Genomic DNA, 24,572 nt, shown 5'->3' on the forward strand with positions numbered 1-24,572 from the left:
TGCTCCTCGGTGGCGGTGTTCGACAATTTACAGAACGATCGTTCAGTTATCAAGCGCGCAGGTCGTAGACGCGCTTGTACTTCCCCTCGCTGCGGGGGAGGGTTCCGGGCTCCTCCACCCGCACGGCCACGGTCGTGCCGATGTGCACCTTGATGCGCTGGCGCAGGACCTGGGCGGCTTGCTCGCACACCTCCCGTTCGAGGTCGGGATGCCGCTCGATGCGGACGGTCATGGCATCCATCCGCCCCTCGCGCGTGAGCTCGAGCACGAAATGCGGGGTGAGGGACTCGATGCCGATGACCAGCTCCTCGATCTGCGTCGGGAAGAGGTTCACGCCCCGCAGGATGATCATGTCGTCGTTGCGGCCCGTGATCTTCTCGATCCGGCGCATGGTCGGGTAGGCCGTGCCCGGGAGGAGGCGCGTGAGGTCGCGCGTCCGGTAGCGGATGACCGGGAACGCCTCCTTCGTGAGCGAGGTGAACACGAGCTCGCCGATCTCCCCGTCAGGGAGGGGCGTTCCCGTGTCGCCGTCGATCGTCTCCGGGAGGAAGTGGTCCTCCCAGACGTGCGGGCCGTCCTTGGTGAGCGCGCTCTCGCTCGCGACGCCCGGCCCCATCACTTCGCTGAGCCCGTAGATGTCCACGGCGTCGATGTTCAGGCGGCGTTCGATCTCCTGCCGCATCTGATTGGTCCACGGCTCCGCACCGAGCACGGCCACGCGGAGCGACGTCTGGTGGGGGTCGAGGCCCGCCTCTTCGATGGCATCCGCGATCGTGAGCAGGTAGCTCGGCGTGCACAGGATCGCCGTCGGCTGGAAGTCGGTGATCAGCTGCACCTGCCGCGCCGTCTGGCCCCCGGACATCGGGATCACGGTGGCGCCGAGGCGCTCGATGCCCGCGTGCGCGCCGAGGCCGCCGGTGAACAGGCCGTAGCCGTAGGCGTTGTGCACCCGGTCGCCGGGGCGGATGCCGGCTGCGGCCAGGGAGCGGGCGATGAGGTCCGCCCAGCGGTCGAGGTCGCCGGCGGTGTAGCCCACGACGGTGGGGCGGCCCGTCGTCCCGGACGAGGCGTGGATGCGGCGCACGTCCGCCATCGGCACGGCGAACATGCCGAACGGGTAGGTGGCTCGAAGATCCTCCTTCGTCGTGAAGGGGAGTAGCCGCACGTCGTCGAGGCTGCGGATGTCGGCGGGGGAGACCCCGGCGTCGTCGAACTTCGCGCGGTACAGCGGGACGTTCTCGTAGGCGTGACGCACGGTCCACTGCAGGCGTGCGAGCTGTGTCGCCCGCAGCTCGGGGGAGGTCAGCGTGAGCGCGTCGGCGGGGGCGGCGGTCGTCGGCATGGGTGACTCCTTCATCACGGATGCCATTATCCAAACGATCGGTCAGGAAATCGAGTGGGCGATGGGTGCACGGGAGTGTGCACGGCGTGCACGATGGGCGCTCGAGCCTGTGCACGCCCGCGCACGATTCCTACCGTCGGACACAGCGGACGCCGTCGTCCGCCCGACAAGGAGGACCACTGTGAGCACCGCAGTCACGATCACCGAGTCCGTCTCGGTGCCCGAGGGCGAGGGCCGCCCGATTCCGGACGCCGCCACGCGAGAGATCATCGGCTACGCGCCGGTGCACACGCTCGCCGACCTGGATCGCGCCGTGTCGGCGGCGGAGGCGGCGCAGCCGGCCTGGGCCGCCCTCGGGCACGCGGAGCGCAGCCGCATCCTGAACGAGATCGCCGACGACATCGAAGCCCACGCCGAAGAACTCGCCCGGCTCCTCTCGCGGGAACAGGGCAAGCCGCTCAACGGCCCGAACGCCCGATTCGAGGTCGGGGCGTGCGCCCTGTGGCTGCGCACCGCCGCCGACACCCCGCTCGAGCCCGAGGTGGTCTTCGAGCACGAGGGATCTCGCGCCGAGGTGCACTACGACCCGCTCGGCGTCGTCGGAGCGATCGGTCCCTGGAACTGGCCGATGATGATCAGCGTGTGGCAGATCGGCCCGTCGCTGCGGATGGGGAACACCGTCGTCGCCAAGCCCAGCGAGTACACGCCGCTCTCGGTCCTCGCCCTCATCGAGGTCTTCAACCGGCACCTGCCCGAGGGCGTGCTGACGGGCATCTCCGGCGATCGCGAGGTGGGCGCCGCGATCGCGGGCCACCCGGGATTCGCCAAGATCATGTTCACCGGATCGACCGCGACCGGACGCAAGATCGTGGAGTCGTCGGCGCACAACCTGGCCCGTCTGACCCTCGAGCTCGGCGGCAACGACGCCGGGATCGTCCTCCCGGGCACGGACGTCGCCGCGATCGCGGAGGGTCTGTTCTGGGGCATCTTCATCAACACGGGCCAGACCTGCGCCGCGCTCAAGCGGCTGTACGTCCACGAGTCGCAGTACGAGGACGTCGTCCAGGCGCTCGCGGGCCTGGCCGCGGCGATGCCGATGGGCAACGGCCTGAGCGAGGACAACGTCCTCGGGCCCCTGCAGAACGAGAAGCAGTTCGACATCGTCCGCGACCTCGTCGACGACGCCCGTGCGCGCGGCGCGCGGATCGTCACGGGCGGTCGGCCGGCCACCGAGCTCGGCCCGCTGTTCTACGAGACCACCATCGTCGCCGACATCGAGGACGGCGCCCCGCTCGTCGACGAGGAGCAGTTCGGGCCCGTCGTGCCCGTGATCAAGTACACGGACATCGACGACGCCCTCGCCCGCGCCAACGCCTCCTCGCAGGGACTCGGCGCCTCGGTGTGGGCGAACGACCCGGAGGACGCGATCGCCGTCGCCGCGCGCGTTCAGGCCGGCACCGTCTGGATCAACCAGCACGGCGCGATCAACCCGCACGTTCCGTTCGGCGGCATCAAGGCATCCGGCTACGGCCAGGAGTTCGGCGTCGCAGGACTCAAGGCGGTCGCAGCGCCCAAGGTGATCCAGCGCTGAGGGACGCCGCACCGTCGCGAGCCCCCGTCCGCATCGGACGGGGGCTCGCTCCGTGCGGAGGGCGGGGCCCGCTCAGTCCGGAGGCGTGCGGTTCGTCGTGACCGACCGCCCGCGCACCTCCGCGATGATCGCGCCGGATTCGTCCGAGACGCGCACGTCGTAGAGGCCGGTGCGCCCCGACCGCGCGCGCCGGACGGCGTGCGCGGTCAGGGTCTGGCCCGCCGTGGTGGAGCGGAGGAACGCGATGTCGGCCCCCGCGGCGACCGTCACCCGATCGTCCTCGTTGCACGCGATCGCGAAGGCGGTGTCGGCGAGGGCGAAGACGAACCCGCCGTGGGTGATCGCGAACCCGTTCAGCATGTCGGGGCGGACGGTCATCGTCACGAGCGCGTCCCCCGGCTCGGCGCGCTCGACGACCATCCCGAGCAGGGCGGATGCCGCATCCCGAGCCATCATGTCGGCGGCACCGCTCACGCCACGGCCTCCGCCGCGGCCGGCCACTCCTTCGCCACGAGGGTCAGGACGTCGTACTCGGCCACGAGCTCGTCGCGATCGTTGCGGATGACGGCATCCCACCGGACCTCGCCGTACTCGTCGGTCTCGCGCGGCGTGATCTGCTTCGCGGTGAGCGTCACGCGGATGCGGTCGCCGGGCACGACGGGGGTGACGAAGCGGAGGTTCTCCAGGCCCGAGTTGGCCAGGACGGGGCCCGGGTCGGGATCGACGAACAGGCCCGCCGCCCACGACACGAGCAGGTACCCGTGGGCGACACGCCCCGGGAAGAACGGGTTCGCGGCGGCCGCGTCCTCGTCCATGTGGGCGTAGAAGGTGTCACCCGTGAAGCGCGCGAACGTCTCGATGTCCGCGAGCGTCACCTCCCGCTCGGTCGAGTCGACGCGGTCGCCGATGCGGAGGTCTGTCAGCGGCTTGCGGAACGGGTGCGTTCCGGTCGCGTCGGCCTCGGCTCCGGTGTGCCACACCCCCGTGAGGGCGGTCAGCATGCGCGGCGTCCCCTGGATCGCGGTGCGCTGCATGTAGTGGAGGACGGCGCGGATGCCGCCCAGCTCCTCGCCGCCGCCCGCGCGGCCGGGGCCGCCGTGGACCAGGTGCGGCACGGGGGAGCCGTGCCCGGTCGAGGTGCGCGCGTCATCGCGATCGAGCACGAGCACGCGCCCGTTGTAGGCGCCGATGCCCGAGACGAGCGCGACGGCGACCTCCGGGTCGTGGGTCGCGACGCTCGTGACGAGCGATCCGCCGCCGCGGCGCACGAGGGTGATGGCCTCATCGATGCTCCGGTAGCCGAGCAGGCTCGTCACCGGCCCGAACGCCTCGATCTCGTGCACGGCGCTCCCCGCCTCGGCGTCGGCGGCGTCGAAGGACACCACGAGCGGCTCGAGGAACGCGCCCCCGTCCGCGGGACCGGTCGTCCCGTCGGCACGGCGCACCGGTGGGTCCTCGAGCGATCCGACGACGAGGTGGCCGCCGGCATCCATCAGGGCGCGGACGCTCCGGCGCACCTCGTCGCGCTGCTCCGTCGAGACGAGGGGACCCATCGTCACCCCCTCCGCTCGGGGATCGCCGATCACCACGCGCGCGGAGATCGTCTGCGTCAGCGCCTCCACGATCGCGGGACGGACCTCTTCCGGCACGATCGCCCGGCGGATCGCGGTGCATTTCTGCCCGGCCTTGGTCACCATCTCGGCGAACAGCTGCCGCACGTACGCGTCGAACTCTGGGGTTCCGGGGGTCGCGTCGGGTCCGAGGACGGACGCGTTGATCGAGTCGGTCTCGCTGGTGAACCGTACCCCGTGCCGCACGCGGGAACGCAGACGCTCCGCCGTGGCCGCACTGCCGGTGAAGCCGACGGTGTCACCGAGGTCGAGCGCTTCGAGGAGCCCCGGCACGCTGCCGCTGACCAGCTGCAGGGAGCCGGTGGGCAGTAGCCCCGACTCGACGAGGATCCGCACCCACGCCTCGGCCACGTAGCCGGTCGGGGTCGCCGGCTTCACGATCGTGGGAACGCCGGCCAGGAAGGCGGGGGCGAACTTCTCCAGTGCTCCCCAGACGGGGAAGTTGAACGCGTTGATCTGCACCGCGACCCCGGACAGGCGCGTGTACACGTGCCGCCCGAGGAACGACCCGTCCTTCGACAGCGGCTCGGGCGGTCCGTCGACGATGATCCGGGAGTTCGGCAGCTCGCGCCGACCCTTCGACGAGTACGTGAACAGCACGCCGATGCCGCCGTCGACGTCGCTGAGGTTGTCGCGCGCGGTGGACCCCGTGTGTGCCGAGAGCGCGTAGAGCTCCGCCTTGCGCTCGGTGAGCGCGATCGCGAACTGCTTCAGCAGCAGCGCGCGCTGGTGGAAGGTCAGGGCGCCGAGACTGTCCTGACCGACCGTGCGCGCGTGGGTCAGGGCCGCGGGCAGGTCGAGGCCGGCGGTGCTCACCCGGCAGACCTCCTCACCCGTCGACGCGTCGCGCACGCTCGTCGCGTCGGCGTCGTCCGTGTCGGCGGGCGACCACCAGGCATCCTGCACGTAGCTCTCCAACAGCCGGGTCATCACTCACTCCATTCGTAGAAGCCCGAGCCGCTCTTGCGGCCCAGGTGCCCTTCGGCGACGAGACGTCGCAGCAGTGCGGGAGGGGCGAAGCGTTCGCCGAACGCCGCCTCGAGTTCTTCGGCGATACCCAGGCGCACGTCGAGGCCCACGATGTCGGTCGTGCGCAGCGGGCCCATCGGATGCCGGTATCCGAGCTCCATCGCGGTGTCGATGTCGGCGGCCGAGGCGACGCCCTCCTCGAGCATGCGGATCGCCTCGAGGCCGAGCATCACGCCCAAGCGGCTGGAGGCGAAACCGGGAGAGTCGCGCACCGTGACGGCGGTCTTGCCGATCGCCGCGACCCACCCGCGCGCCGCGTCGGCGAGGGCGGGGGCGGTGGCGGTGCCCAGGACCACCTCGACGAGCGCCGAGGTGGGCACGGGGTTGAAGAAGTGCAGCCCGAGCAGCCGGTCGGGGCGGCGGAGGGCGGCTCCCAGCGCGTCGATCGAGATCGACGAGGTGTTGCTGGCCAGAGCGGATGCCGCGGGCAGGGTGCGCTCGATCCGGGCGAGCGCGTCCTCCTTGAGGGCGCGGTCCTCGGGCACGGCCTCGATGACGAGCTCGGCCGCGGCGAAGACGTCGAGGTCCGTGCCGACGGTGAGAGCGGCATCCACCTCGGCCGCGGATCTCGACGTGGCGCCGCGCTCGACGGAGCGGACGACGCTCTGGCGGATGCGGTCGGCCGCGGCCTCGGCGGACGCGCGGTCGCGCTCGACGACGTCGACGCGGCTGCCGGCGAGGAGGAAGGCGTGCGCGATTCCCGCTCCCATCCGTCCGCCCCCGAGCACGCCGACGCGGGCGGGGACGAGGGCGGGCGTGTCCGTGGTGGTCTGGTCGCTCATCGCTGGTCCTTCCGTGCGCGCCGCTCCAGGAACGCGGTCATGCGGGCGCGCTTGTCGTCGCTGTCGAAGAGTTCGGCCTGCAGCTCGAGCTCGATCGCCGGATGAGCTTCCGGCGGCGCCAGCAGGGCGCGTTTGGTGAGTTCCGTCGCGCGGGGGCTGTTGCGGGCGATCCGGTCGGCGAGCTCGTGCGCGGCGGTCAGCAGCGCGGCGGGCTCGTGCAGGGCCGACACGAGACCCCACTCGAGGGCGGTGTCCGCGTCGACGGTGCGTCCGGTGAGGAGGAGGTCGCTCGCGCGGGCGTGACCGACGATCTCGGGCAGGCGCCACGTGGCACCGGCGGCCGCGATGATCCCGAGGCCCGTCTCGGGGTTGCCGAATCGGGCGCGGGGCGTCGCGATCCGGATGTCGGCCGCGTAGGCGAGCTCGGCGCCACCCCCGAGCGCGTACCCGTCCACGGCGGCGATGACCGGCATCGGCAGGGCGCGGATCCGCCGGAAGACGGTGGAGTTGATGCCGCGCCGCGCGTCGGCGGCGGTGCGCTCGCGGAGCTGCGCGATGTCGGCGCCGGAGGCGAACACGCCGTCCGCCCCGGTGAGGATGAGCGTCTTCGGAGTCGTCTCGAGGTGCGCGCACAGGTCGTGCAGCTCGTCCACCATCCGCTGGTCGATCGCGTTGCGGGTGGCGGGTCGGTCGAGGGTCGCGACGACCCGATCGGCGCGCTCCTCGAGGCGCACGGAGGGGTCAGGCATCCCGGGCCTCCGTCACGCGCTCGATGATGATCGCCTGCCCCTGGCCCACGCCGACGCACATGGTCGCGAGTCCGTAGCGGGCGTCTTCGCGTTCGAGGCGGCCCATGAGGGTGACGACGAGTCGCGAACCGCTCGACCCGAGGGGGTGGCCGAGGGCGATCGCGCCGCCGTCGGCGTTGACGATGTCGGCGTCGAGACCGAGCCGCCGGATGGAGGCGAGCGACTGGCTCGCGAAGGCCTCGTTCAGCTCGACCGCGCCGAGATCGCCCACGCCGAGCCCCGCCTTGGCGAGCGCCTTCTCGGTGGAGGGGACGGGGCCGAGCCCCATGATCTCGGGTGCCAGCGCGGCGGCGGCGTGGGAGACGACCCGGGCCCGGGGGACGAGCCCGTAGCGCTGCACGGCCGCGGCGCTGGCCACGACGAGGGCGGACGCGCCGTCGTTGAGCGAACTGGAGTTGCCCGCGGTCACGACGTCCCCGCCCGCGACGACGGGGCGGAGCTTCGCGAGGACCTCCGCGGACGTGTCGCGGCGGGGGCCCTCGTCGGTGTCGACGGTTCCGCTCGCGGTCGGCACGGGCACGATCTCGGCGGCGAAGCGGCCCGCGTCGATCGCCGCGATGGCGCGGACGTGGCTGCGCAGGGCGAACGCATCGGCGTCCGCGCGGGTCACGCCGTCGAGGCGCGCCACCTCTTCAGCGGTCTCGGGCATGGAGTATGTGGCCTTGTCGCGCGCCGTGAGCTGCGGATTGGTGAAGCGCCAGCCGATGGACGTGTCGTACGCCTCGCCCGGCTTGGCCCACGCGCGGGCGGGCTTGGCCTGCACCCAGGGCGCGCGCGTCATGGATTCGACACCGCCGGCGACCACGATGTCGGCGTCGCCGGCGCGGACGGCGTTCGCGGCGAGGGTGATCGCGGACATTCCCGAGGCGCACAGCCGGTTGACGGTGAGTCCGGGGATCTCGTCGGGCAGACCCGCCAGCAGCACCGCCATGCGCGCGACGTTGCGGTTGTCCTCACCCGCCTGGTTCGCCGCGCCGAGGATCACCTCGTCGATCGCGTCCGCCGGGACCCCGGCGCGATCGACCGCCGCGCGCACGACGAGGGCGGCGAGATCGTCGGGGCGGACCCCCGACAGCGCGCCGCCGTAGCGGCCGACCGGCGTGCGTACGCCGCCGATCAGGTAAGCCTCGGACATCGTCATCCTCTCCGTCGCCCTCGACGCTTTGCAGAACGAGCGTTCAGTAATAGTGTCAAGAGTCCCGCTCCGCGGCAAGGACGGCCGCTCGGTCGACCTGACGGGGTGCGCGCGGGGCACACGATCGGGCGTACCCGGCACAGTCGGGATGCCGCGACCGTCGGGCCTCGCCCGACGAGGGGCCAGACTGGAGGCATGACGGTGGATGCGACGCAGGCCGCGGTACGCCGCGGCCGCCCCGGGTACGACCGCGAGCAGGTGATCACGATCGCCGTTCAGCTGTTCAACGACCAGGGCTACGACGCGACGAGCGTCGCGGACCTCGCCACGAAGCTCGGACTGACGAAGTCCGCGCTCTATCACCACGTCGAGTCGAAGGAAGCAATCCTGCGCGTCGCCCTCGACGATGCGCTCTCCGCCCTGGAGGGGGCCCTCGACGAAGCCCTCGCCGCCCACGACGTCGCCATCGACCGGTTGCGGCACATCGTCGCCGGCGCGGTCGCGGTCCTCGCCGCGAAGCTTCCCCAGGTCACCCTCCTGCTGCGGGTCCGGGGGAACAGCGACATCGAGCGCGCGGCGCTCGAGCGACGCCGCTCGTTCGACCACCGTGTCACCGCGATCGTCCGCGACGCCCAGGCGGAGGGCGCTCTCGCCGACGACATCGAGGCCTCCGTCGCCACGCGCCTCATCTTCGGGATGGTCAACTCCCTCACCGAGTGGTACCGACCCGGTGGACCCGTCACACCGGACCGCCTCGCCGACGACGTCCTGCGTATCGCGCTGGACGGGCTCGACCGGGCGCCGCGAGGGGAATCGTGAGCGCCGTGGATGCCGAAGCGAAAGCGGGCCCGCGGGAGCCGTGGCGGATCGCCCTCGGCGCCCTCGACGAGAAGCTCGGGATCACCGTCGTGGAACAGTCCGTCGCGGCGGTCGTGGCCACGATGCCCGTCACGGGCAACACCCAGTCCCTCGGCCGTCTGCACGGCGGGGGGAGTGCCGCGCTCGCCGAAGCAGTCGGATCCTGGGCGGCACTGGTCTACGCCTCCACCCACGGCAAGGTCTGCGTGGGGGTGGACCTGAACATCACGCACCACCGCGGCGCACGGGAGGGGACCATCCGCGCCACCGCGACGCCGCTGCATCTCGGCGCGCGCTCCACGAGTCACCAGATCGTCATCGAGCACGAGGACGGCGCTCACCTCGCGACCGCCCGGATCACCAACTTTCTGCTCGATCCGCACTGATCGCCGCGCCGACGGGTCCGATGCGCGTGGGGCACACCATCGTGCGCGCGAGGCGTACCCGGGGGGACCGGCCGCGCGCATTCTTCTAGGCACAGGGCGACAGCGCCCTCTGTTCAAGGAGGAACGACAATGGCAGATCTCACCGACACCGCCGACTACGTCGTCGTCGGAGCCGGCTCGGCGGGAAGTGCGATCGTGCGCCGGCTCGTCGACGCGGGCCACAGCGTCCACGTCATCGAGGCGGGCGGCGTCGACAGCAGCCCCCACATCCACTCCCCGCAGGGGTGGCCGGCCCTGCTCATGTCCGAGAACGACTGGGCGGTGATGACGACGCCGCAGGAGCACCTCGGCGGGCGCGTCGTGTACTGGCCACGGGGGAAGACCCTCGGCGGATCCAGCTCGCTCAACGGCATGATCTACATGCGGGGAGACCGCAGCGACTACGACGGCTGGGCCGCGGCCGGCGCCGACGGGTGGTCCTGGAGCGACGTCCTGCCCTACTTCCTCCGGTCCGAGGACCACGCGGACGGGGCCGACGAGTACCACGGCAGCGGCGGACCTCTCCACGTCGAACGGATCCCCGAGGACAAGCGCAACCCCGTGGCGGCCGCGTTCGTCGAGGCCGCGGTCCAGGCGGGCCTCGAACGCACCGACGACTTCAACCGCGAACGCCTGGACGGTGCGGGCTTCAACCACACCACGACCAAGGACGGTCAGCGCCACAGCGCGTGGCAGGCCTACGTCGCCCCGATCGCGGACAGCGCTCTCCTGACGGTCACCGCGGGAGCACTGGTCCACCGCGTCATCGTCGAGGACGGCCGTGCCGTCGGCGTCGAGTACACGGTCGACGGCGCGATCGCTCGCGCCTCCGCGCGATCCGAGGTCATCGTCTCGGCCGGTGCGATCGGATCGCCCGCGATCCTCCTGCGCTCGGGCATCGGACCGCGCGAGCACCTCCAGGAGGTCGGCGTGGACGTCGTCGCCGACGTCCCCGGCGTGGGGGAGAACCTGCACGACCACCTGCTGGTCAGCGTGCTGTACGAATCGACCGAGCCCGTCCCCGCGGGCCAGTGGAACCTGCTGGAGAGCCAGTTCTACGCGCGTTCCTCGGCGTGGGACGGTCCCGCGCCCGACCTGCAGCCCCTGTTCATCCACCTCCCGTACCCGACCGACGGTGGCGCCGCCCCCGAGCAGGGGTACACGATCGTCGCCGGAACGGTGCGGCCGTACTCGCGCGGCACGATCCGGCTGGCATCCGCGGATGCCACGGTCGCCCCGCTCGTGGACCCGAACATCTTCGCCGACGAGCGCGACCTCGAGGCGATGGTCGACGCGATCGAGCTCTCCCGCACCGTGGGGGCGCAGGACGCCCTGGCTCCGTTCCGCAAGGCGGAGTTCGCGCCGGGTGCCGACGTCACGACGCGGGATGAACTGCGCGACTACGCCCGGCGGATGGTGGGCACCTATCACCACCAGGTCGGCACGTGCCGAATGGGCCAGGATGCCGGGGCCGTCGTCGATCCGGACCTGCGGGTGCGCGGCATCCAGGGCCTGCGCGTCGCGGACGCCTCGGTCATGCCCTTCGTGCCGAGTGCGAACACGAACGCGCCGTCGATCATGATCGGCGAGAAAGCCGCCGATCTGCTGCTCGGGGTCCCCGCTCCGAAGCACGAGGCGGCCGTCCTGGCCTGAGCCGGCCTCGACGACCGCGTCCCCCGGACCGCACGTGTGCGAGTTCGGGGGACGCGGTCTCGTCGCGTCCGGGCGAGGCGCAGAGGTCCGGTTCGTCCGCGGCGGGTCAGGAGGCGCGGGTCGACTGCGAACGGTAGTCGCTGGGGGTCGAGCCGAACTCCTGGCGGAACGAGCGGGCGAAGGCCGCGGCATCCGCGAAGCCCCATCGGGCGCCGATGCTCGCGATCGGCTTCTGGGCGAGGGCGGGATTCCCCAGGTCACGGCGGATGGCGTCCAGCCGCGCCCGGCGGATCCACCCGCTGACGGTCGCGTCGCGCTCCTCGAAGAGCGTCTGCAGCGCGCGCACCGAGATGTGGTGCGCCGTCGCGATGCTCGCGACGGTGAGATCGGGATCGCCCAGATGATCGGCGATGAAGGATTCGATGCGCAGGAACATCGCGCGCCGGCGCACATCCTCGGGCGTGCCGTGCGCGAGGTCGAGGCGTTCGCCGAGCGCGGCGGTGAGCAGATCGAAGACGGCGTCGGCGAGAGGCAGACGGTTGCTGAGGGCGTCCTGGTCGAGTGCTTCGCTCAGCGAGTGCAGGAACGTCGAGACGATGCCGCCGAGGCCGTCCCGGCCGGAGAAGCGCGACGCGGTGACGCTGCCCAGGTGCCCCCGATCGAATCGCAGGGCTTCGATGGGGAACATCACCACGAACATGCGGAACGTGGATCCGAAGTCGAGGGCGTACGGCCGAGTGGTGTCGTACAGCGCGAAGTCGCCGGGCGTGAGCACCGCGTCCCGGCCGTCCTGACTGATGGTGCTGCGGCCGTGGAGCTGCAGCCCGAGCTTGATGTGTCCGGGGTCGTCGCGGGCGATCTCGCCCCGCCCCCGACTCACCCGCACCGCGCGCCCCGAGACGGTGCTCGTGTACGTGGGGCCGAGGGGTTGGGCGATGAGTCGACCCTCGAAGCGTGCGCGTTCCTCGGGTCCGGCGGCGTGGGCGCGCAGCGGCACGAAGCTCCGGCTCACGGCATCCGTCCACAGGTCGAAAGCGGAGGTGGGCGACGTGGGGGCCAGGCTGGAGCGGGAGCACTCGACGAGGGTGCGCCCGGATGCGGGGGAGAGGGGGGAGTCGGGCTCAACGGCATCGGCGGACACGGCACTCCTCGCGTCATTGCGTGGTCACGTCTGCGCCGCTCGGGTGCGGCGTTCAACGATTTTACGTCGACCGATCGAATTAATGAAGCATCGGTCAGGAAATACTCGGGCGTCGCCGCGACGCGGGTCGTCGGGGCGCGACCCCGGGGCGGGGCCGCGCCGCCGAGGGTCGTCAGGCAGTCATCGAGGCCATCATGGCCTCGCACTTCATGACCATGTCGTCGCACGCCATGGCGCAATAGCGGCACATCTCGTCCATGTCGGCGTGCATGCGGCACTCGTCGGCGCACGCCTTGCCCATGGTCATGCAGGCCATCATCATGGCCTTCATCACGTCCATGTCCATGCCGGCGGGACGCATCATCATGTGCATCGTCGCCTGGGCCATCTCGACCATGTTCGAGCACATGGCGCAGCACTTCGCCATCTCGGCGCCGTGCATCATGTCGCTGCCGGCGCACATGGCCGCAGCCATCGCACAGGCGTTCATCGACTGCAGGCATTCCTGCATGGCATCCATGTCCATGGTCATCTCGCCCATGGGCATCGACTTCATCATCATCATGGTGTCCATCTGGGTCTCCCGTATCGTCGCGTGAATGGCGAGGTCTCGCCGTCGGGTGCTTCTGTGACGGAATATTACGCGCGGGGCTCCGGCGGCGACAGCACTCTCAGGAGAGTGATCAGCCGGCGAGCCGCTCGCGGAGGAACTCGACGACCAGCTCGTTCGCGCGGTGGGTGGGGTGTCCCTGCACGGTGGCCGACGCGTCCGTGAGGACGGAGTGGGCGTTCGCGGGGATGCCGTCGGCATTGCCGGGGGAGGAGTCGATCTCGAACGCCCGCCACCCCTCGCCGAGCAGCCGCTCGAACGCCGCGAAACGCTCCGCCGGAACGCTCCGGTCGTCGGTGAACCGCAGGCCCAGCGCGCAGAGTCCGTCGCCCGCGCGGCGGCGGACCGCCGCCTCTTCGGTGGGGCTCAGACCGGTCGCCGAGCGCCCGGCCCCGATCGCCGGGGGCACCGCGGGCTGGGAGACGACCGGTGCGAGCACGCTGGCATCGGCCGCCGTCGCCAGCGCGAAGCCGCCGGAGAAGCACATCCCGATGACGCCGACGCCGGGGCCGCCGCGCTGGGCGTGCACGTCTCGGGCCAGGGCGCGGAGGAATCCCGCGATCGGGCGGTCGGCGCGGCGGGCGAACGCCGCGAACTCCCGCGAGACGCACATGCGCAGAGCAGAACCGGCGAGGTAGCCCCCGCTCGGCGGTCGCCCCGGCGTCCCGATGATCGACGGGAGGACGACGTGGAATCCCGCCGCGACCAATCGCTCGCCGAGCGCGATCACCGCGGGCGTCGCGCCGGGGATCTCGGGGATCAGGATGACGCCGGGGCCGTCCCCGCGGCGGTAGACGTCGTGGGTGATGCCGTCGTGCGTGAACGGCGAGACGTTCCATCCGGCCAGGAGCTCCGTGGTCATGGGCTCAGTAGATCACCCCCGCGCCGGGCTAGGGGCGGTACGAGCGTCTAATCGAGCCGGATGCTCCCGGTCGCGGGGTGCTCGTGCGGCATGCGATCGCGGTCGTACGTGATGGCGGTGTAGCCGTGCGGCTTGGGCTTGCCGTCTTCGTCGACGCTCACGAACACGAGCCGCTCGATCGTGAGGATCCTCTTGCGCGTGATCATGTTCCGCACGACCGCGCGCATCGTCAGCGACGTGCGACCGAAGTGCGTCGCGGTGAGCCCCATCTCGATCAGATCGCCCTGCAGAGCGGATGCCTCGAAGTTGATCTCCGAGATCAGCTTGGTGACCACGCGGTAGTTGCCGAGCTGGATGATCGCGTAGATCGCGGCCTCTTCATCGATCCAGCGCAGCAGGCTGCCGCCGAACAGCGTGCCGTTGGCGTTGAGGTCTTCGGGCTTGACCCACTTGCGCGTGTGGAAGTTGATGCCGTCGTCCGAGGGATGCCACTGGGGTTCGGTCACCCCTCCACGCTACTCCCGAGTCTCGTCCGGCTCCGTCGCCGCCGTCAGCGCGCCGGACGGAGCGACGCGACGAACTCCAGCTTGTCCAGCACCGGCCCCGGGATGACGAAGGGGTAGAGGTCGTCCTTCCCCATCGAACGGTTGATCGTGTTGAGGGAGGTGGCCAGTGGCATCCACACTCCGCTGACGACGTCGCGGAAGAGGGAGAAGGCGTCGACGCCGGCGACCGTGATCAGTCCGTAGGCCGTCGCCGTCTCGAGCGTGTCCGTGATGTGGAGGTAGTGCGCCCACGTCTCGGCGAAGTCTTCGTAGGGGTGCATCGTGGCGTACGTGGAGATGTAGCGCTCGGGCCAGTCCTTCGGCGGCCCCTCCGAATAATGCCGGTCGATCTCGGCCTGATAGTCGGCGGTCTCGTCGCCGAAGAGCTCGCGGGCGCGCGTGATGCGGTCGGTCCCCTCGACGAGCACCCACTCGATGTAGTGCCCGACCTCGTGGCGGAAGTGGCCGAGCATCGTGCGGTAAGGCTCGCCGAGCTGCTTCTGCATCTTCACGCGGTAGGTGTCGTCGCTCTCGGCCAGATCGATCGTGATGACGCCCTCGTCGTGTCCGATCACGACGTCTTCGGCCACGCTCGACAGCAGGTCGAAGCACAGTCCCCGCTCCGGGTCGTCGGCTTTCCCGACGATCTCGAACCCGAGCCGGTCGAGTTCGAACAGCAGCCAGCGCTTGGCGCGCTCGGCCACCGGGTACTGCGAGAGGCCCTCGAGATCGGCGTCGTTCGGGCGCACCCGGGTGAGGTCGCACGCCGTGCACTGTCCGCCCTCGAGTGCCGCCAGCCACGTGCACCCCGACAGATCGAGGTTGCGGCAGACGTGCCAGACGAGCCCGGCCGAGTCGACGTACCGACCGCTCTGGTCGACCGGGACGATCTCGGCTTCGCCGCGGGAGAAACCGAGCGGCGTCCCGCACGACACGCACACCGAGTTCTCGAAGTGGAGGGGAGCAGCGCACACGCGGCATCGGAACGACTTCACAGGCCCAGCCTGTCAGGTCGGGGCGAGGCTCGAAGGGGGGTTGCGCGTGGGGGATACCGGCATGGACGGATGCGCCGCGTGGTGCGTCCAGCTCACCCCGCCGGCTCGTCGGCTGCCGTCGGTGCGGCAGGGGCCTTCTGCCACGGCCAACGGCCGGTGATCTCCACCTCCAGCGACCAGCTCAGGAAGGTCCGGATGACGACGATCGCCGCGAGCACCGCGACGCTGTCGAGCGTGGGTGTCACGGCGACCGTGCGGATGATGTCCGCGGCGACCAGGAGCTCCAGCCCCAGCAGGATCGAGCGACCCAGGAAACGGCGGAAGCGACGGTAAACGTCGGCCTCTCGGCGGAGCAGCCCCCGGGACGCCAGGACGACGGCGGCGACCGTGCCCCCGACGATCGCGACGACCCCGACCGCGTCGAGAACCTTGCCGATGCCTTCGATGATCTCCGAAAAGCCCATGGTGCAGTTGTAGCTCAGCCGATCGCGCCCCGTCACGGGCGTTGAAATCTCGCCGTCGTCCGCCGCCTCGTTCGATCGAGCGATCGCCCGCGCACCGTGGAGTCACGGCACGACGGGGTCGCCCCGATCCGCGTCGTCGACGGCCGCCGTGCGCGACAGCCCCCGCCGCGCGACTATGCCGACACGAGCGCGATGGACGCGATCACGGTCTCCACCTCGGCTGCCGAGGCCTCATCTCCGGTAGGCGAGGAGCCGATCACGATGAGGCGGTTCACCCCGGGGGCCGCGCACGTCGCGACGAGCGCGCGATCGCCGGTCGTGCCGCGCATAACCGGAGCGCTCTCCCCGGCGAACTCACCGTATCCCCCGACGAAGTCGCCACCGGTGGGTTCGAACGCGCGGACCACCCCGAACATCTCCGCGCCGTAGTCGCGGGCGGTCATGACGCCCACCTCGCGGTGGGCGATGACGCGGAGGACGGCGTCCCGCCACCGCACGGTCAGCAACGGATCGTCGCCTCCCGCGCCGTCGGACACGTGGGCATCCAGCGGCACGTCGATCGTGAACGCCTCCCTCCCCGACTCCCACATCTCGTGCTTTGCCGTCTCCACGGTCGGCAGCAACTCGGGGGTCGTGAAGGTCATCGTGCGCACGGCATCCATCCTGTCGGGTGAGCCCGCGTCAGGCGTGGAACACCGCACCCTTGGCGATGCGGTCGATGACGTTCTTCGGACCGCGCAGCGCCAGGCCGACGAGGTCGAGGTCGGCGGCGGCGACCGCGGCGACGGCCGCGCGGTTGGCATCGTCGTGCATCGTGGCGAAAAGGTCGCGGGTGTAGATCGCCAGCGCGACGTCGTCTCGGGCGGCGGCCTTCGCGCGGGCGCGCGCCAGCAGAGCGGCGTCACCGGTGAGCACGATGACGGGCTGCCGCAGCATCGGGAGGTACTCGGTGCCGTCGGCGTCGCGGTACGGCTCGCCCACGAGGCCCGGGGCGCTCGTCGCGATGCCGGCGGTGAGGAAGGCGGTGACGTTGAGCTCCTGCCAGGCGACGAGGTCGTCGCCGAGGATCACGACGATCTTCGTGTCGAACGTCGGGGCGGTGGAGGGGGTCGTGTCGGTCATTCCTCCAGCGTCCGCTCACGGCGTCCCGCGGTCTTGTACGTTTCTTGCATGATCGAACGGGTGCGCGCGTGGCATCCGGACGTGCCGTTCCTGCGCGAGGTCTATCACGCGAGCTTCGACCACGCCTACCCGCTCCACACCCACGACGACTGGGCCGTGATGCTCGTCGACCGCGGCGCCGTGACGTACGACCTCGACCGGGTCTCACACCGGGCCGCGCCCGGCGCCCTGACGCTGCTGCCGCCGGGTATCCCGCACGACGGGCGGTCGGCCGTCGCCGGCACCGGCTACCGCAAGCAGGTGCTGTACCTGCGCCGCGACTGGCTCCCCGACGACACCGCCGACCGCGTGTCCCGGCATCCCACCCTGGGGCGAGGATCCGCGGAATCCGCCGCTCGGCGCGTGCACGCCGCCCTGCGATACCCGGGGGAGGAGATGGCCGCCGAGCACGCGCTGCTGGTCGTCCGCGATGCGATCCTCGCCCACACCGGCACGGAGGTCGCGGCCGTCCGCGATGCGCCGCTCGCCCGGCGCCTGCGGGGGATGCTCGACGACCGCTTCACCGAGTCGTTCACGATCGCCTCGGCGGCCGCGCACCTGGGCGCGCACCCCAGCCACCTCGTGCGCGAGTTCTCGCGCGCGTACGGCATGGCGCCCCATCGCTACCTCGTCGCTCGCCGGGTGGACGCGGCGCGACGGCTGCTGGTCGACGGATGCCGCCCGGCCGAGGTCGCTGTCCGGACGGGCTTCCACGACCAGGCGCACCTGACGCGGCACTTCCGCCGCGTGTGGGGAGTGACGCCGGGGGCGTTCGCGCGCGGGTAGGCCCGCACGGTGCGCGTCCGCCGCCTCGTACGATCGAAGGATCGCCCGCGCACCCCGGAGGCCACCATGCCCGAACTGAGCAAGGACACCACGCTCTGCATCTCCCTGGCGGGTCGCCCGTCGAACATCGGAACCCGATTCCACAACTTCCTCTACGCCGAGCTCGGGATCGATTTCGTCTACAAGGCGTTCACGACCACCGACATCGCGGGAGCGATCGCCGGCGTGCGCGCCCTCGGCATCCGCGGCTGCTCGGTGTCGATGCCGTTCAAAGAGGCCGTGATCCCGCTGGTCGACCACATCGAGCACTCCGCCGCCGCGATCGGGTCGATCAACACGATCGTGAACGACGGGGGAGTGCTGACGGCCTCGAACACCGACTACGAGGCGATCGCGAGCCTCATCGAGAGCCATCGGCTCGACCCCGCGGCATCCGTGCTCGTGAGGGGATCGGGCGGGATGGCCAAGGCCGTCGTCGCGGCCTTCCACGGCGCAGGGTTCAGGGATCTCACCGTCGTGGCCCGTAATCTCGACGCGGGCCCCGCGCTCGCCGCCGCCTACGGCTTCCGTTGGGTGCCCGACGACCCGGCGCCCGGGGCCGACATCATCGTCAACGTCACTCCGCTCGGCATGAACGGGGCGGATGCCGACTCCCTGGCGTTCTCGCCGGAGCACATCGCCGCGGCGGCCACCGTGTTCGACGTGGTCGCCTTTCCCGCCGAGACCCCGCTGATCCGCGCGGCGCGCGAGGCCGGGCGGGACGTCATCACGGGCGCCGAGGTCATCGCCCTCCAAGCGGCGGGCCAGTTCGCGCGCTACACCGGTGTGACGCCGACGCCCGATCAGGTCGCTCGGGCCTCGGCGCACTCGCGCGCCTGACACGACAGGGCCCCGCGGTCGGAACCGCGGGGCCCTGTCGTCGTGACGGTCACTCGTACCGCAGCGACTCCACCGGGTCGGCCCGCGCGGCGCGCGCGGCGGGGAGGCTCCCAGCGAGGAACGCGATCCCCATGATCACCAGGGACGTCACGACGATCGACACGGGGTCGAAGGCGATCAGCTGCAGCCCCGGGAGGTCGCTGAACAACGTCCGCGTGAGGGCGGCGCTCACCGGCACGCCCACGGCGATGGCCACGACGGCGCCCAGCACGCTGCCCAGGAGCCCGAGCACGACCGCCTCCAGGCTGAACAGCGAGAACACGCGCCCGCTGCCCATCCCCATGGCCTTCATGAGGCCGATCTCCCGCGTCCGCTCCTGCACCGACATCAGCAGGGTGTTGACGATGCCGAAGCTCGCCGCCAGCAGCGCGATCACCGCGAACGCGTTCAGCACCAGCACGATGCCGTTGATGACGGCCTGGAACGTGCCGAGCTGATCGGCGACGGTGCGGCCGGTGTAGCCGGCATCCGACAGCGACGACTTGACGGCGTCGATCTCGGCCGGAGTCGCCGACGACGACACGGTCACGCTGGCGGTGGCGTAGCGGTCGAGCTCGTCCTGCGGCACGCCGGTGTTCTGCGCGGTGAACAGCGCGTCCTGCAGGGCGGTGTTCGTCGTGAGGGCCGTCGTCGTGGTGAACGCCCCCTCGGTGACGCCCGTGACGGTGGCCTCGACGAGGTGCTGCGTCCGCAGCGGATCCGTCACGGCGATCGTGACGGTCTTGCCCACGGCGTCGCCGTCGTCCGAGAAGCCCAGGGGCGCGACCAGCGCGGAGGGCAGCGCCACCTCGAGCGCATCGGCGGTGTTGTCGGGAGCGACGCCGACCGACAGCTGCGGCGTCTGGCCGCCGATGATGCCGCCCGCCGACGCGACGTACCGGTCGCCGCCGTCGTACTGCACGTAGTCGATGGTCGCGGAGCGGACCGGGGTCACGCTCTCCACCCCGTCGATCTGCCCGATCGCGGTGATGTCGTCGTCGGTCAGCGCCGACACGGAGCTCGACGCCCCGGGGCGACCGGGGCTCGTCTGCGCCGACGCGATGGCATCCGGATCGTACTTCTGGGGGTCCGTGGACGTCGCGTCGCTCGTGGACGTCTTCGACACCGTCAGCACGTTCGAGGCGCCGATCGACGACACCGTGCTGTCGATGAAGCCGTTGATGCCGGTGCCCAGACCGTTCGTCAGCGTGAGCGTGAACGCACCGACGAAGATCGCCAGCACGGTGAGGATCGTGCGCGTCTTCGAGCGGAACGTGTTCGAGAACGCGGTCGAGATCAGGTCGGTGGTCTTCATGCGGCACGCCCCTGCTCGGCGACGATCACACCGTCGCGGATCAGAATGCGGCGGTCGCACCGGGCCGCCAGGTCGTCATCGTGCGTCACGACGATCAACGTGATGCCGTGTTCGCGGTTCAGGCGGAACAGGATGTCCTCGACCACCGCGCCGGTCTGGGAGTCGAGGTTTCCGGTGGGCTCGTCGGCGAAGATCACCTGGGGGTCGTTGACGAGCGCGCGGGCGATCACCGCGCGCTGCTTCTGGCCGCCCGAGAGTGCTGTCGCCTTGTTCTTCGCCTTGTCCTGCATGTCGAGCTCGGTGAGGGCGGCGAGCCCGCGGCGCTTGCGCTCGGCGCGTCCGACCCCGGCGATCTTGAGGGGCAGGACGACGTTCTCCAGCACCGAGGCGTTCGGGGTGAGGAAGAACTGCTGGAAGACGAAGCCGAACGTCTTGTTGCGCGTGCGGTTGAGGCGACGGCCGCGGAGGGAGGCGGCATCCGTTCCGTCGAGGGCGACGGTGCCGGTCGTGGGGGCGTCCATCAGGGCGAGCAGGTGCATGAGGGTCGACTTGCCCGACCCGCTCTTGCCGACGATGGCGACGCTCTCCCCGCGCCGGATGTCGAGGGAGACGCCGCGCAGGGCGTCGAAACGGGCGGATCCACGGCCGTACGACTTGTGCAGGTCGACGACCGAGAGGAGGGGAGGTGGGGTGTCGGGTGTCATGCCCCCACTCTCGCCGCGGGCGTCGGCGGGCACGTCCCGCTCCCGGGGTGGATGGCTACCCCCACAGGGGGATCCGCGTCTGCCCCGGAACGGCGATGGCCCCGCGGCGCCCGGACCGCCAGACTGGGACGATGCCACCCGTCCCGACGATCGACGCGGCGCCGCGCCTGCTGCCGTCGGTCCCGCGGTGGGTTCGCGACGTGGTCGCCGCGGTGCTCGTGATCGTGCCGGTCTTCGCTCCCGTGCCGTTCCCCGAGCTGCGCCCGTCGAGTCCGCTCGTGTACGTCCTCGCGATCCTGCCCGCGGTGGTCCTTCCGTTCCGTCGGCGCTGGCCGCGTTCGGCGCTCGTGGTGTGCATCGGGCTCTACATCGCGGCCCTCGCCCTCGGCACGCTCGCGCCCGGGGCCGCCCTCGCCGTCGTCATCGCCGCGTACGGCGTTCCCGACCGGCTGGACCGCCGCGCGGCGGCGCCCGTGAGCATCGCCGCGGTCGCATTCGTCGTCGGCGCGAGCATCGTCGTCGAACTCACGACGGGCATGGACACCCGGTTCCTCCAGATCGGGCTCTCCGTCGCGCTCGCCGGGGCGCTGGGGGATGCCACCCGCTCGCGCCGCGCCTACGTCCTCGCCGTGATCGAGCGCGCCCGCCGTGCGGAACAGACGCGGGAGGCCGAGGCGAGTCGCCGGGTCACCGAGGAGCGGCTGCGCATCGCCCGCGACCTCCACGACGCGGTGGCGCATCAGATCTCGGTCATCAGCCTCAACGCGGGGGTCGCCTCGTCGGCTCTCGAGACGCGGCCCGACCGGGCCCGCGAGGCGCTCGCCACGATCCGCACCGCGTCGCGCGAGGTCCTGGGGGAGATCGGTTCGATGCTGACGATCCTGCGCACGCCCGACGAGGGAGGGATCCGCGAGCAGCCCGGGCTGGCGCGTCTGGCGGACGTCGTGGAGTCGGTCCGCGTCGCCGGATGGGACGTCGTCGTCCGGGACGAGAGGGACGCGGAGCCGGTGCCGCTCGGCGTCGACATCGTGGCATACCGCGTGGTGCAGGAGGGGCTGACCAACGCCCTCAAGCACGGGACCTCCCGGCGCGTCCATGTGCTGCTGAGGCGCGACGGTGACGCGCTCGAGGTGGTCGTCACCAACCCCCTCGATCACGTGCCCGCCGACCCCGAGCTGCCGCCGTCGGGCTTCGGTCTGGTCGGCCTGCGCGAGCGGGTGGATTCCGTGGGCGGTGTCCTCGAGGCCGGTCCCGCCCCGGGCGGCTTCCGGCTCGCCGCGCGGCTTCCGCTCGCGCCCCCGGCGGCCGGTGCCCGCCCCGCCTCCGGAGGTGTCGCGTGACCACGGTGCTCGTCGTCGACGACCAGGCCCTCATCCGGTCGGCGGTGCGCGACCTCCTCGACGCGGCGCCCGGCGTCGAGGTCGTCGGGGAAGCCGCGGACGGCGAGGCGGCCGTCGACCTCGCCCGCACCCTCCGCCCCGACGTCGTCGTGTGCGACATCCGGATGCCACGGATGGACGGCATCGAGGCGACCGGGCTCATCTGCGGCGACCCGGCACTGGGCGACACCCGTGTGCTCATCCTCACGACGTTCGAGGAGGACGACTACGTCGTCGCGGCGCTCCGCGCGGGGGCGAGCGGCTTCATCGGCAAGGGCGCCGAGCCCGACGACATCGTGCAGGCCGTGCGCGCCGTGCACGACGGCGGCGCGCTCCTGTCGCCGGCGGCCACACGCGCGATGATTGAGAAGTACGTGCGGGGAGCGGCATCCGATCCTCCGCGTCCGTCGCCGGCCCTCGACGTCCTCACCGACCGGGAGCGCGAGGTGCTCCGGCTCGTCGGCCGCGGGCGCTCCAACGACGAGATCGCGGGGGATCTGTTCATCTCCCCGCACACCGCGAAGACGCACGTGAAGAACACCATGATCAAGCTCGGCGCGCACGACCGGGCGCAGCTCGTGATCGCGGCCTACGAGAGCGGACTGGTGCAGCCGGGGCGGTGAGCCTGCGGCCACCGCCCCGGGCCGCCCCGCGGCTCAGCGGTGAACCGGCTGAGCCGCGGCGACGGCGAGCGGGTCGGACGCCTCGGTCGTGGAGCGCCGCAGCCGCACGACGGCGGCGCCGAGCACGACGATGGCGGCCGCGGTGATGCCCGCACCGATCCACAGCGGGGACGTGTACCCGAGACCCGCCGCGATCCCGATGCCGCCGGCCCAGGCTCCCAGCGCGTTGCCGACGTTGAAGGCGCCGATGTTGGCGCCCGAGGCGAGCGTCGGCGCCGAGCCGGCGTAGACCATCGTGCGGCTCTGCAGCGCGGGGACCGTCGCGAAGCCGAACCCGCCCATGAGGAACAGGGCGACGATCGTGGCGATGCCCGAGGTCGCGAGCGCCGCGAAGGCCACGAGGACTATGAAGAGCACCGACACCGCGACGAGCAGCGTGCCGTCGATCGAGCGGTCCGCGAGGCGACCGCCGACGGCGTTGCCGATGACGAGACCGATCCCGAACAGCACGAGCAGCCACGGCACCGCCCCGCTGTCGAAGCCGCTGACCTCCGTCAGCGTGTAGGCGATGTAGGTGAATCCGCCGAACATCCCGCCGTACGCCAGAACGGTCACCACCAGCGACACCCACACCTGCCCCGAGCGGAACGCCCGCAGCTCGTGGCGGAGGCGCACCGCGGCATCCGGCCGGGGGAGCTTCGGGACGAGCGTCAGGATGCCGATGAACGCCAGGATGCCGATCCCGGCGATGACCCAGAACGTCGAACGCCACCCGAACTGCTGACCGAGGAAGGTGCCGAAGGGCACGCCGAAGACGTTGGCCGCGGTGAGGCCGGTGAACATCAGGGCGATCGCACCCGCCTTCTTCTCGGGCGCGACGAGGCCGGCGGCCACGACGGCGCCGATACCGAAGAACGCCCCGTGGCAGAGCGCCGCGATGACGCGACCGATCATCGCGATGCCGTAGTCGGGAGCGAGCGCCGTGAGCGCGTTGCCCAGGATGAACAGCACGATCAGCCCCAGGAGCACGGGCTTGCGGGGGAGGCGGGTGGTCGCCGCGGTGAGTCCGAGCGCGCCCACCACGACGCTCAGGGCGTAGCCGGAGATGAGCCACCCGGCGGCCGACTCGGACACGGCGAAGTCCGTCGCGACCTCCGGGAGCAGACCCATGATGACGAACTCCGTGAGTCCGATACCGAACGCGCCGACGGCGAGGGCGATGAGTCCTAGGGGCATGAGGGGTCTCCTGATACACTCGAAGTAGTTGCAGACGCGCTCTTTTGCAGCGCTGGGCAAAATGATTGCACACGCAAGTAAAGCGCGCAAGCAAGTATCGAGGAGGAGTGCGCCCATGGGCATCGCTGATGACGCCGTCGAGATCCGTGCGCGCGGCTGGCGCACGCTGGCGGCCCTCCACGGACTCATCGAGGCCGAACTCGAGCGCGCGCTCGGCGTCGTCGAGCTGTCGGTCGTCGAGTACACGGTGCTGGACGCGCTCGACCGGCAAGACGGCTGGCACATGCGCATGCAGCAGCTCGCGCGGGCGGCGGCACTCAGCCCCAGCGCGACCACGCGACTGGTGAACCGCCTCGAAGACCGAGGACTCCTGACCCGCGTGCTGTGCGCCGACGACCGACGCGGGATCTACACCGAGCTCACCCCGGCCGGCCGCTCACTGTACGAGCGCGCGCGACCCGTCCACGACGAGGCGCTGGAGCGCGTGCTGGCGGACGCCGGGACGCAGCCGGAGCTCGCCCCGGTCGTCGACGCTCTCCACGGGGTCGCGCTTCCGGCGTGAGTCGCCCGGCCGTCAC

At 71.4% G+C, this 24,572-nt stretch carries 26 protein-coding genes; 9 read left to right on the plus strand and 17 right to left on the minus strand.

Annotated features, from left to right (window positions below):
* Window positions 1–49: 49 nt before the first annotated feature.
* Window positions 50–1,342 (minus strand): phenylacetate--CoA ligase PaaK, encoded by a 1,293-nt coding sequence (paaK, locus tag P8R59_RS12590; protein ID WP_278101346.1) that lies wholly within the window; start codon window positions 1,340–1,342, stop codon window positions 50–52.
* Between the two features lie 181 nt (window positions 1,343–1,523).
* On the opposite strand from paaK, the gene P8R59_RS12595 reads away from it, so the two are divergent.
* Window positions 1,524–2,933 carry an aldehyde dehydrogenase family protein gene (locus P8R59_RS12595; RefSeq protein ID WP_278101347.1) on the plus strand — a complete coding sequence of 470 codons (1,410 nt, stop codon included), beginning with the start codon at window positions 1,524–1,526 and terminating at the stop codon, window positions 2,931–2,933.
* A gap of 72 nt (window positions 2,934–3,005) precedes the next feature.
* Here the strand turns inward: P8R59_RS12595 and paaI are convergent, their stop codons facing one another.
* Genes paaI through P8R59_RS12620 form a run of 5 tightly spaced genes read right to left on the minus strand, consistent with a single transcriptional unit; the run spans window position 3,006 to window position 8,319 of the window.
* Entirely contained in the window at window positions 3,006–3,407 is a 402-nt protein-coding gene (gene paaI / locus P8R59_RS12600) for a hydroxyphenylacetyl-CoA thioesterase PaaI (protein WP_341210598.1), read from the minus strand.
* Window positions 3,404–5,494: a phenylacetic acid degradation bifunctional protein PaaZ gene (gene paaZ / locus P8R59_RS12605; protein ID WP_278101348.1), complete on the minus strand. Its 2,091-nt coding sequence runs from the start codon at window positions 5,492–5,494 to the stop codon at window positions 3,404–3,406. The genes paaI and paaZ overlap by 4 nt, the downstream gene beginning before the upstream one ends.
* The gene (locus P8R59_RS12610) at window positions 5,494–6,375 is read right to left on the minus strand and encodes a 3-hydroxyacyl-CoA dehydrogenase family protein (protein WP_278101349.1); all 882 of its coding nucleotides are present in this window, start codon (window positions 6,373–6,375) and stop codon (window positions 5,494–5,496) included. The genes paaZ and P8R59_RS12610 overlap by 1 nt, the downstream gene beginning before the upstream one ends.
* On the minus strand, window positions 6,372–7,124 hold the full coding sequence (locus P8R59_RS12615; RefSeq protein ID WP_278101350.1) for an enoyl-CoA hydratase/isomerase family protein: 753 nt from the start codon (window positions 7,122–7,124) through the stop codon (window positions 6,372–6,374). The genes P8R59_RS12610 and P8R59_RS12615 overlap by 4 nt, the downstream gene beginning before the upstream one ends.
* Window positions 7,117–8,319, minus strand: coding sequence for a thiolase family protein (locus P8R59_RS12620; RefSeq protein WP_278101351.1), 1,203 nt, complete (start codon window positions 8,317–8,319; stop codon window positions 7,117–7,119). Before P8R59_RS12620 ends, P8R59_RS12615 begins: the two co-directional genes overlap by 8 nt.
* A 195-nt stretch (window positions 8,320–8,514) precedes the next feature.
* Between P8R59_RS12620 and P8R59_RS12625 the strand changes: the two genes are divergently transcribed.
* From P8R59_RS12625 to P8R59_RS12635, 3 genes are all read left to right on the plus strand, one after another.
* On the plus strand, window positions 8,515–9,138 hold the full coding sequence (locus P8R59_RS12625) for a TetR/AcrR family transcriptional regulator (protein ID WP_077052577.1): 624 nt from the start codon (window positions 8,515–8,517) through the stop codon (window positions 9,136–9,138).
* Window positions 9,135–9,563, plus strand: a complete 429-nt coding sequence (locus P8R59_RS12630; protein ID WP_278101352.1) for a PaaI family thioesterase — start codon at window positions 9,135–9,137, stop codon at window positions 9,561–9,563. The genes P8R59_RS12625 and P8R59_RS12630 overlap by 4 nt, the downstream gene beginning before the upstream one ends.
* 129 nt (window positions 9,564–9,692) lie before the next feature.
* Complete coding sequence (locus P8R59_RS12635) at window positions 9,693–11,255, plus strand: GMC family oxidoreductase (protein WP_278101353.1); 1,563 nt, start codon at window positions 9,693–9,695, stop codon at window positions 11,253–11,255.
* Window positions 11,256–11,361: 106 nt separating this feature from the next.
* On the opposite strand, the gene P8R59_RS12640 is transcribed toward P8R59_RS12635, so the two are convergent.
* The 8 genes from P8R59_RS12640 to P8R59_RS12675 all read right to left on the minus strand — a co-directional run bounded on the left by P8R59_RS12640 (window position 11,362) and on the right by P8R59_RS12675 (window position 16,994).
* Window positions 11,362–12,396, minus strand: coding sequence for a helix-turn-helix domain-containing protein (locus P8R59_RS12640; protein ID WP_278101354.1), 1,035 nt, complete (start codon window positions 12,394–12,396; stop codon window positions 11,362–11,364).
* Between the two features lie 172 nt (window positions 12,397–12,568).
* Window positions 12,569–12,916 carry an aldehyde dehydrogenase gene (locus P8R59_RS12645; protein ID WP_278101355.1) on the minus strand — a complete coding sequence of 116 codons (348 nt, stop codon included), beginning with the start codon at window positions 12,914–12,916 and terminating at the stop codon, window positions 12,569–12,571.
* A 163-nt stretch (window positions 12,917–13,079) separates the two neighbouring features.
* A complete protein-coding gene (locus tag P8R59_RS12650; RefSeq protein ID WP_278101356.1) occupies window positions 13,080–13,868 on the minus strand; it encodes a dienelactone hydrolase family protein in 789 nt (262 codons plus the stop codon).
* Between the two features lie 47 nt (window positions 13,869–13,915).
* Entirely contained in the window at window positions 13,916–14,374 is a 459-nt protein-coding gene (locus P8R59_RS12655; protein WP_077052572.1) for an acyl-CoA thioesterase, read from the minus strand.
* A gap of 44 nt (window positions 14,375–14,418) precedes the next feature.
* A complete protein-coding gene (locus tag P8R59_RS12660) occupies window positions 14,419–15,408 on the minus strand; it encodes a zinc-binding metallopeptidase family protein (protein WP_278101357.1) in 990 nt (329 codons plus the stop codon).
* 92 nt (window positions 15,409–15,500) lie between these two features.
* Window positions 15,501–15,872 (minus strand): DUF1622 domain-containing protein, encoded by a 372-nt coding sequence (locus P8R59_RS12665; RefSeq protein WP_278103826.1) that lies wholly within the window; start codon window positions 15,870–15,872, stop codon window positions 15,501–15,503.
* A 173-nt stretch (window positions 15,873–16,045) separates the two neighbouring features.
* Entirely contained in the window at window positions 16,046–16,525 is a 480-nt protein-coding gene (locus P8R59_RS12670) for a hypothetical protein (protein WP_278101358.1), read from the minus strand.
* A gap of 28 nt (window positions 16,526–16,553) precedes the next feature.
* The gene (locus P8R59_RS12675) at window positions 16,554–16,994 is read right to left on the minus strand and encodes a DUF2000 family protein (protein ID WP_278101359.1); all 441 of its coding nucleotides are present in this window, start codon (window positions 16,992–16,994) and stop codon (window positions 16,554–16,556) included.
* Window positions 16,995–17,042: 48 nt separating this feature from the next.
* On the opposite strand from P8R59_RS12675, the gene P8R59_RS12680 reads away from it, so the two are divergent.
* Together P8R59_RS12680 and P8R59_RS12685 are read left to right on the plus strand one after the other, a co-directional pair.
* Window positions 17,043–17,819: a helix-turn-helix transcriptional regulator gene (locus P8R59_RS12680; RefSeq protein WP_278101360.1), complete on the plus strand. Its 777-nt coding sequence runs from the start codon at window positions 17,043–17,045 to the stop codon at window positions 17,817–17,819.
* Between the two features lie 66 nt (window positions 17,820–17,885).
* Window positions 17,886–18,698: a shikimate 5-dehydrogenase gene (locus tag P8R59_RS12685; protein ID WP_278101361.1), complete on the plus strand. Its 813-nt coding sequence runs from the start codon at window positions 17,886–17,888 to the stop codon at window positions 18,696–18,698.
* A gap of 49 nt (window positions 18,699–18,747) precedes the next feature.
* On the opposite strand, the gene P8R59_RS12690 is transcribed toward P8R59_RS12685, so the two are convergent.
* On the minus strand, window positions 18,748–20,052 hold the full coding sequence (locus P8R59_RS12690) for an ABC transporter permease (RefSeq protein WP_278101362.1): 1,305 nt from the start codon (window positions 20,050–20,052) through the stop codon (window positions 18,748–18,750).
* Entirely contained in the window at window positions 20,049–20,756 is a 708-nt protein-coding gene (locus tag P8R59_RS12695) for an ABC transporter ATP-binding protein (protein WP_278101363.1), read from the minus strand. The genes P8R59_RS12690 and P8R59_RS12695 overlap by 4 nt, the downstream gene beginning before the upstream one ends.
* Window positions 20,757–20,887: 131 nt before the next feature.
* On the opposite strand from P8R59_RS12695, the gene P8R59_RS12700 reads away from it, so the two are divergent.
* Window positions 20,888–22,096: a sensor histidine kinase gene (locus P8R59_RS12700; RefSeq protein WP_278101364.1), complete on the plus strand. Its 1,209-nt coding sequence runs from the start codon at window positions 20,888–20,890 to the stop codon at window positions 22,094–22,096.
* Complete coding sequence (locus P8R59_RS12705; protein WP_278101365.1) at window positions 22,093–22,758, plus strand: response regulator transcription factor; 666 nt, start codon at window positions 22,093–22,095, stop codon at window positions 22,756–22,758. Before P8R59_RS12700 ends, P8R59_RS12705 begins: the two co-directional genes overlap by 4 nt.
* Before the next feature lie 33 nt (window positions 22,759–22,791).
* Here the strand turns inward: P8R59_RS12705 and P8R59_RS12710 are convergent, their stop codons facing one another.
* On the minus strand, window positions 22,792–23,994 hold the full coding sequence (locus P8R59_RS12710; protein WP_278101366.1) for an MFS transporter: 1,203 nt from the start codon (window positions 23,992–23,994) through the stop codon (window positions 22,792–22,794).
* Between the two features lie 115 nt (window positions 23,995–24,109).
* On the opposite strand from P8R59_RS12710, the gene P8R59_RS12715 reads away from it, so the two are divergent.
* Window positions 24,110–24,556 carry a MarR family winged helix-turn-helix transcriptional regulator gene (locus tag P8R59_RS12715; protein ID WP_077052559.1) on the plus strand — a complete coding sequence of 149 codons (447 nt, stop codon included), beginning with the start codon at window positions 24,110–24,112 and terminating at the stop codon, window positions 24,554–24,556.
* Window positions 24,557–24,572 lie beyond the last annotated feature (16 nt).

Source organism: Microbacterium proteolyticum (assembly GCF_029639405.1).
GTDB lineage: Bacteria > Actinomycetota > Actinomycetes > Actinomycetales > Microbacteriaceae > Microbacterium.

Bases quoted from the DNA above. Each gene is read 5' to 3' on its own strand.
- paaK (WP_278101346.1), bottom strand. From the start codon at position 1,342: ATGCCGACGACCGCCGCCCCCGCCGACGCGCTCACGCTGACCTCCCCC.
- paaZ (WP_278101348.1), bottom strand. From the start codon at position 5,494: ATGACCCGGCTGTTGGAGAGCTACGTGCAGGATGCCTGGTGGTCGCCC.
- P8R59_RS12610 (WP_278101349.1), bottom strand. From the start codon at position 6,375: ATGAGCGACCAGACCACCACGGACACGCCCGCCCTCGTCCCCGCCCGC.
- P8R59_RS12615 (WP_278101350.1), bottom strand. From the start codon at position 7,124: ATGCCTGACCCCTCCGTGCGCCTCGAGGAGCGCGCCGATCGGGTCGTC.
- P8R59_RS12620 (WP_278101351.1), bottom strand. From the start codon at position 8,319: ATGTCCGAGGCTTACCTGATCGGCGGCGTACGCACGCCGGTCGGCCGC.
- P8R59_RS12625 (WP_077052577.1), top strand. From the start codon at position 8,515: ATGACGGTGGATGCGACGCAGGCCGCGGTACGCCGCGGCCGCCCCGGG.
- P8R59_RS12635 (WP_278101353.1), top strand. From the start codon at position 9,693: ATGGCAGATCTCACCGACACCGCCGACTACGTCGTCGTCGGAGCCGGC.
- P8R59_RS12645 (WP_278101355.1), bottom strand. From the start codon at position 12,916: ATGGATGCCATGCAGGAATGCCTGCAGTCGATGAACGCCTGTGCGATG.
- P8R59_RS12650 (WP_278101356.1), bottom strand. From the start codon at position 13,868: ATGACCACGGAGCTCCTGGCCGGATGGAACGTCTCGCCGTTCACGCAC.
- P8R59_RS12665 (WP_278103826.1), bottom strand. From the start codon at position 15,872: ATGGGCTTTTCGGAGATCATCGAAGGCATCGGCAAGGTTCTCGACGCG.
- P8R59_RS12675 (WP_278101359.1), bottom strand. From the start codon at position 16,994: ATGACCGACACGACCCCCTCCACCGCCCCGACGTTCGACACGAAGATC.
- P8R59_RS12680 (WP_278101360.1), top strand. From the start codon at position 17,043: ATGATCGAACGGGTGCGCGCGTGGCATCCGGACGTGCCGTTCCTGCGC.
- P8R59_RS12685 (WP_278101361.1), top strand. From the start codon at position 17,886: ATGCCCGAACTGAGCAAGGACACCACGCTCTGCATCTCCCTGGCGGGT.
- P8R59_RS12690 (WP_278101362.1), bottom strand. From the start codon at position 20,052: ATGAAGACCACCGACCTGATCTCGACCGCGTTCTCGAACACGTTCCGC.
- P8R59_RS12695 (WP_278101363.1), bottom strand. From the start codon at position 20,756: ATGACACCCGACACCCCACCTCCCCTCCTCTCGGTCGTCGACCTGCAC.
- P8R59_RS12700 (WP_278101364.1), top strand. From the start codon at position 20,888: ATGCCACCCGTCCCGACGATCGACGCGGCGCCGCGCCTGCTGCCGTCG.
- P8R59_RS12710 (WP_278101366.1), bottom strand. From the start codon at position 23,994: ATGCCCCTAGGACTCATCGCCCTCGCCGTCGGCGCGTTCGGTATCGGA.
- P8R59_RS12715 (WP_077052559.1), top strand. From the start codon at position 24,110: ATGGGCATCGCTGATGACGCCGTCGAGATCCGTGCGCGCGGCTGGCGC.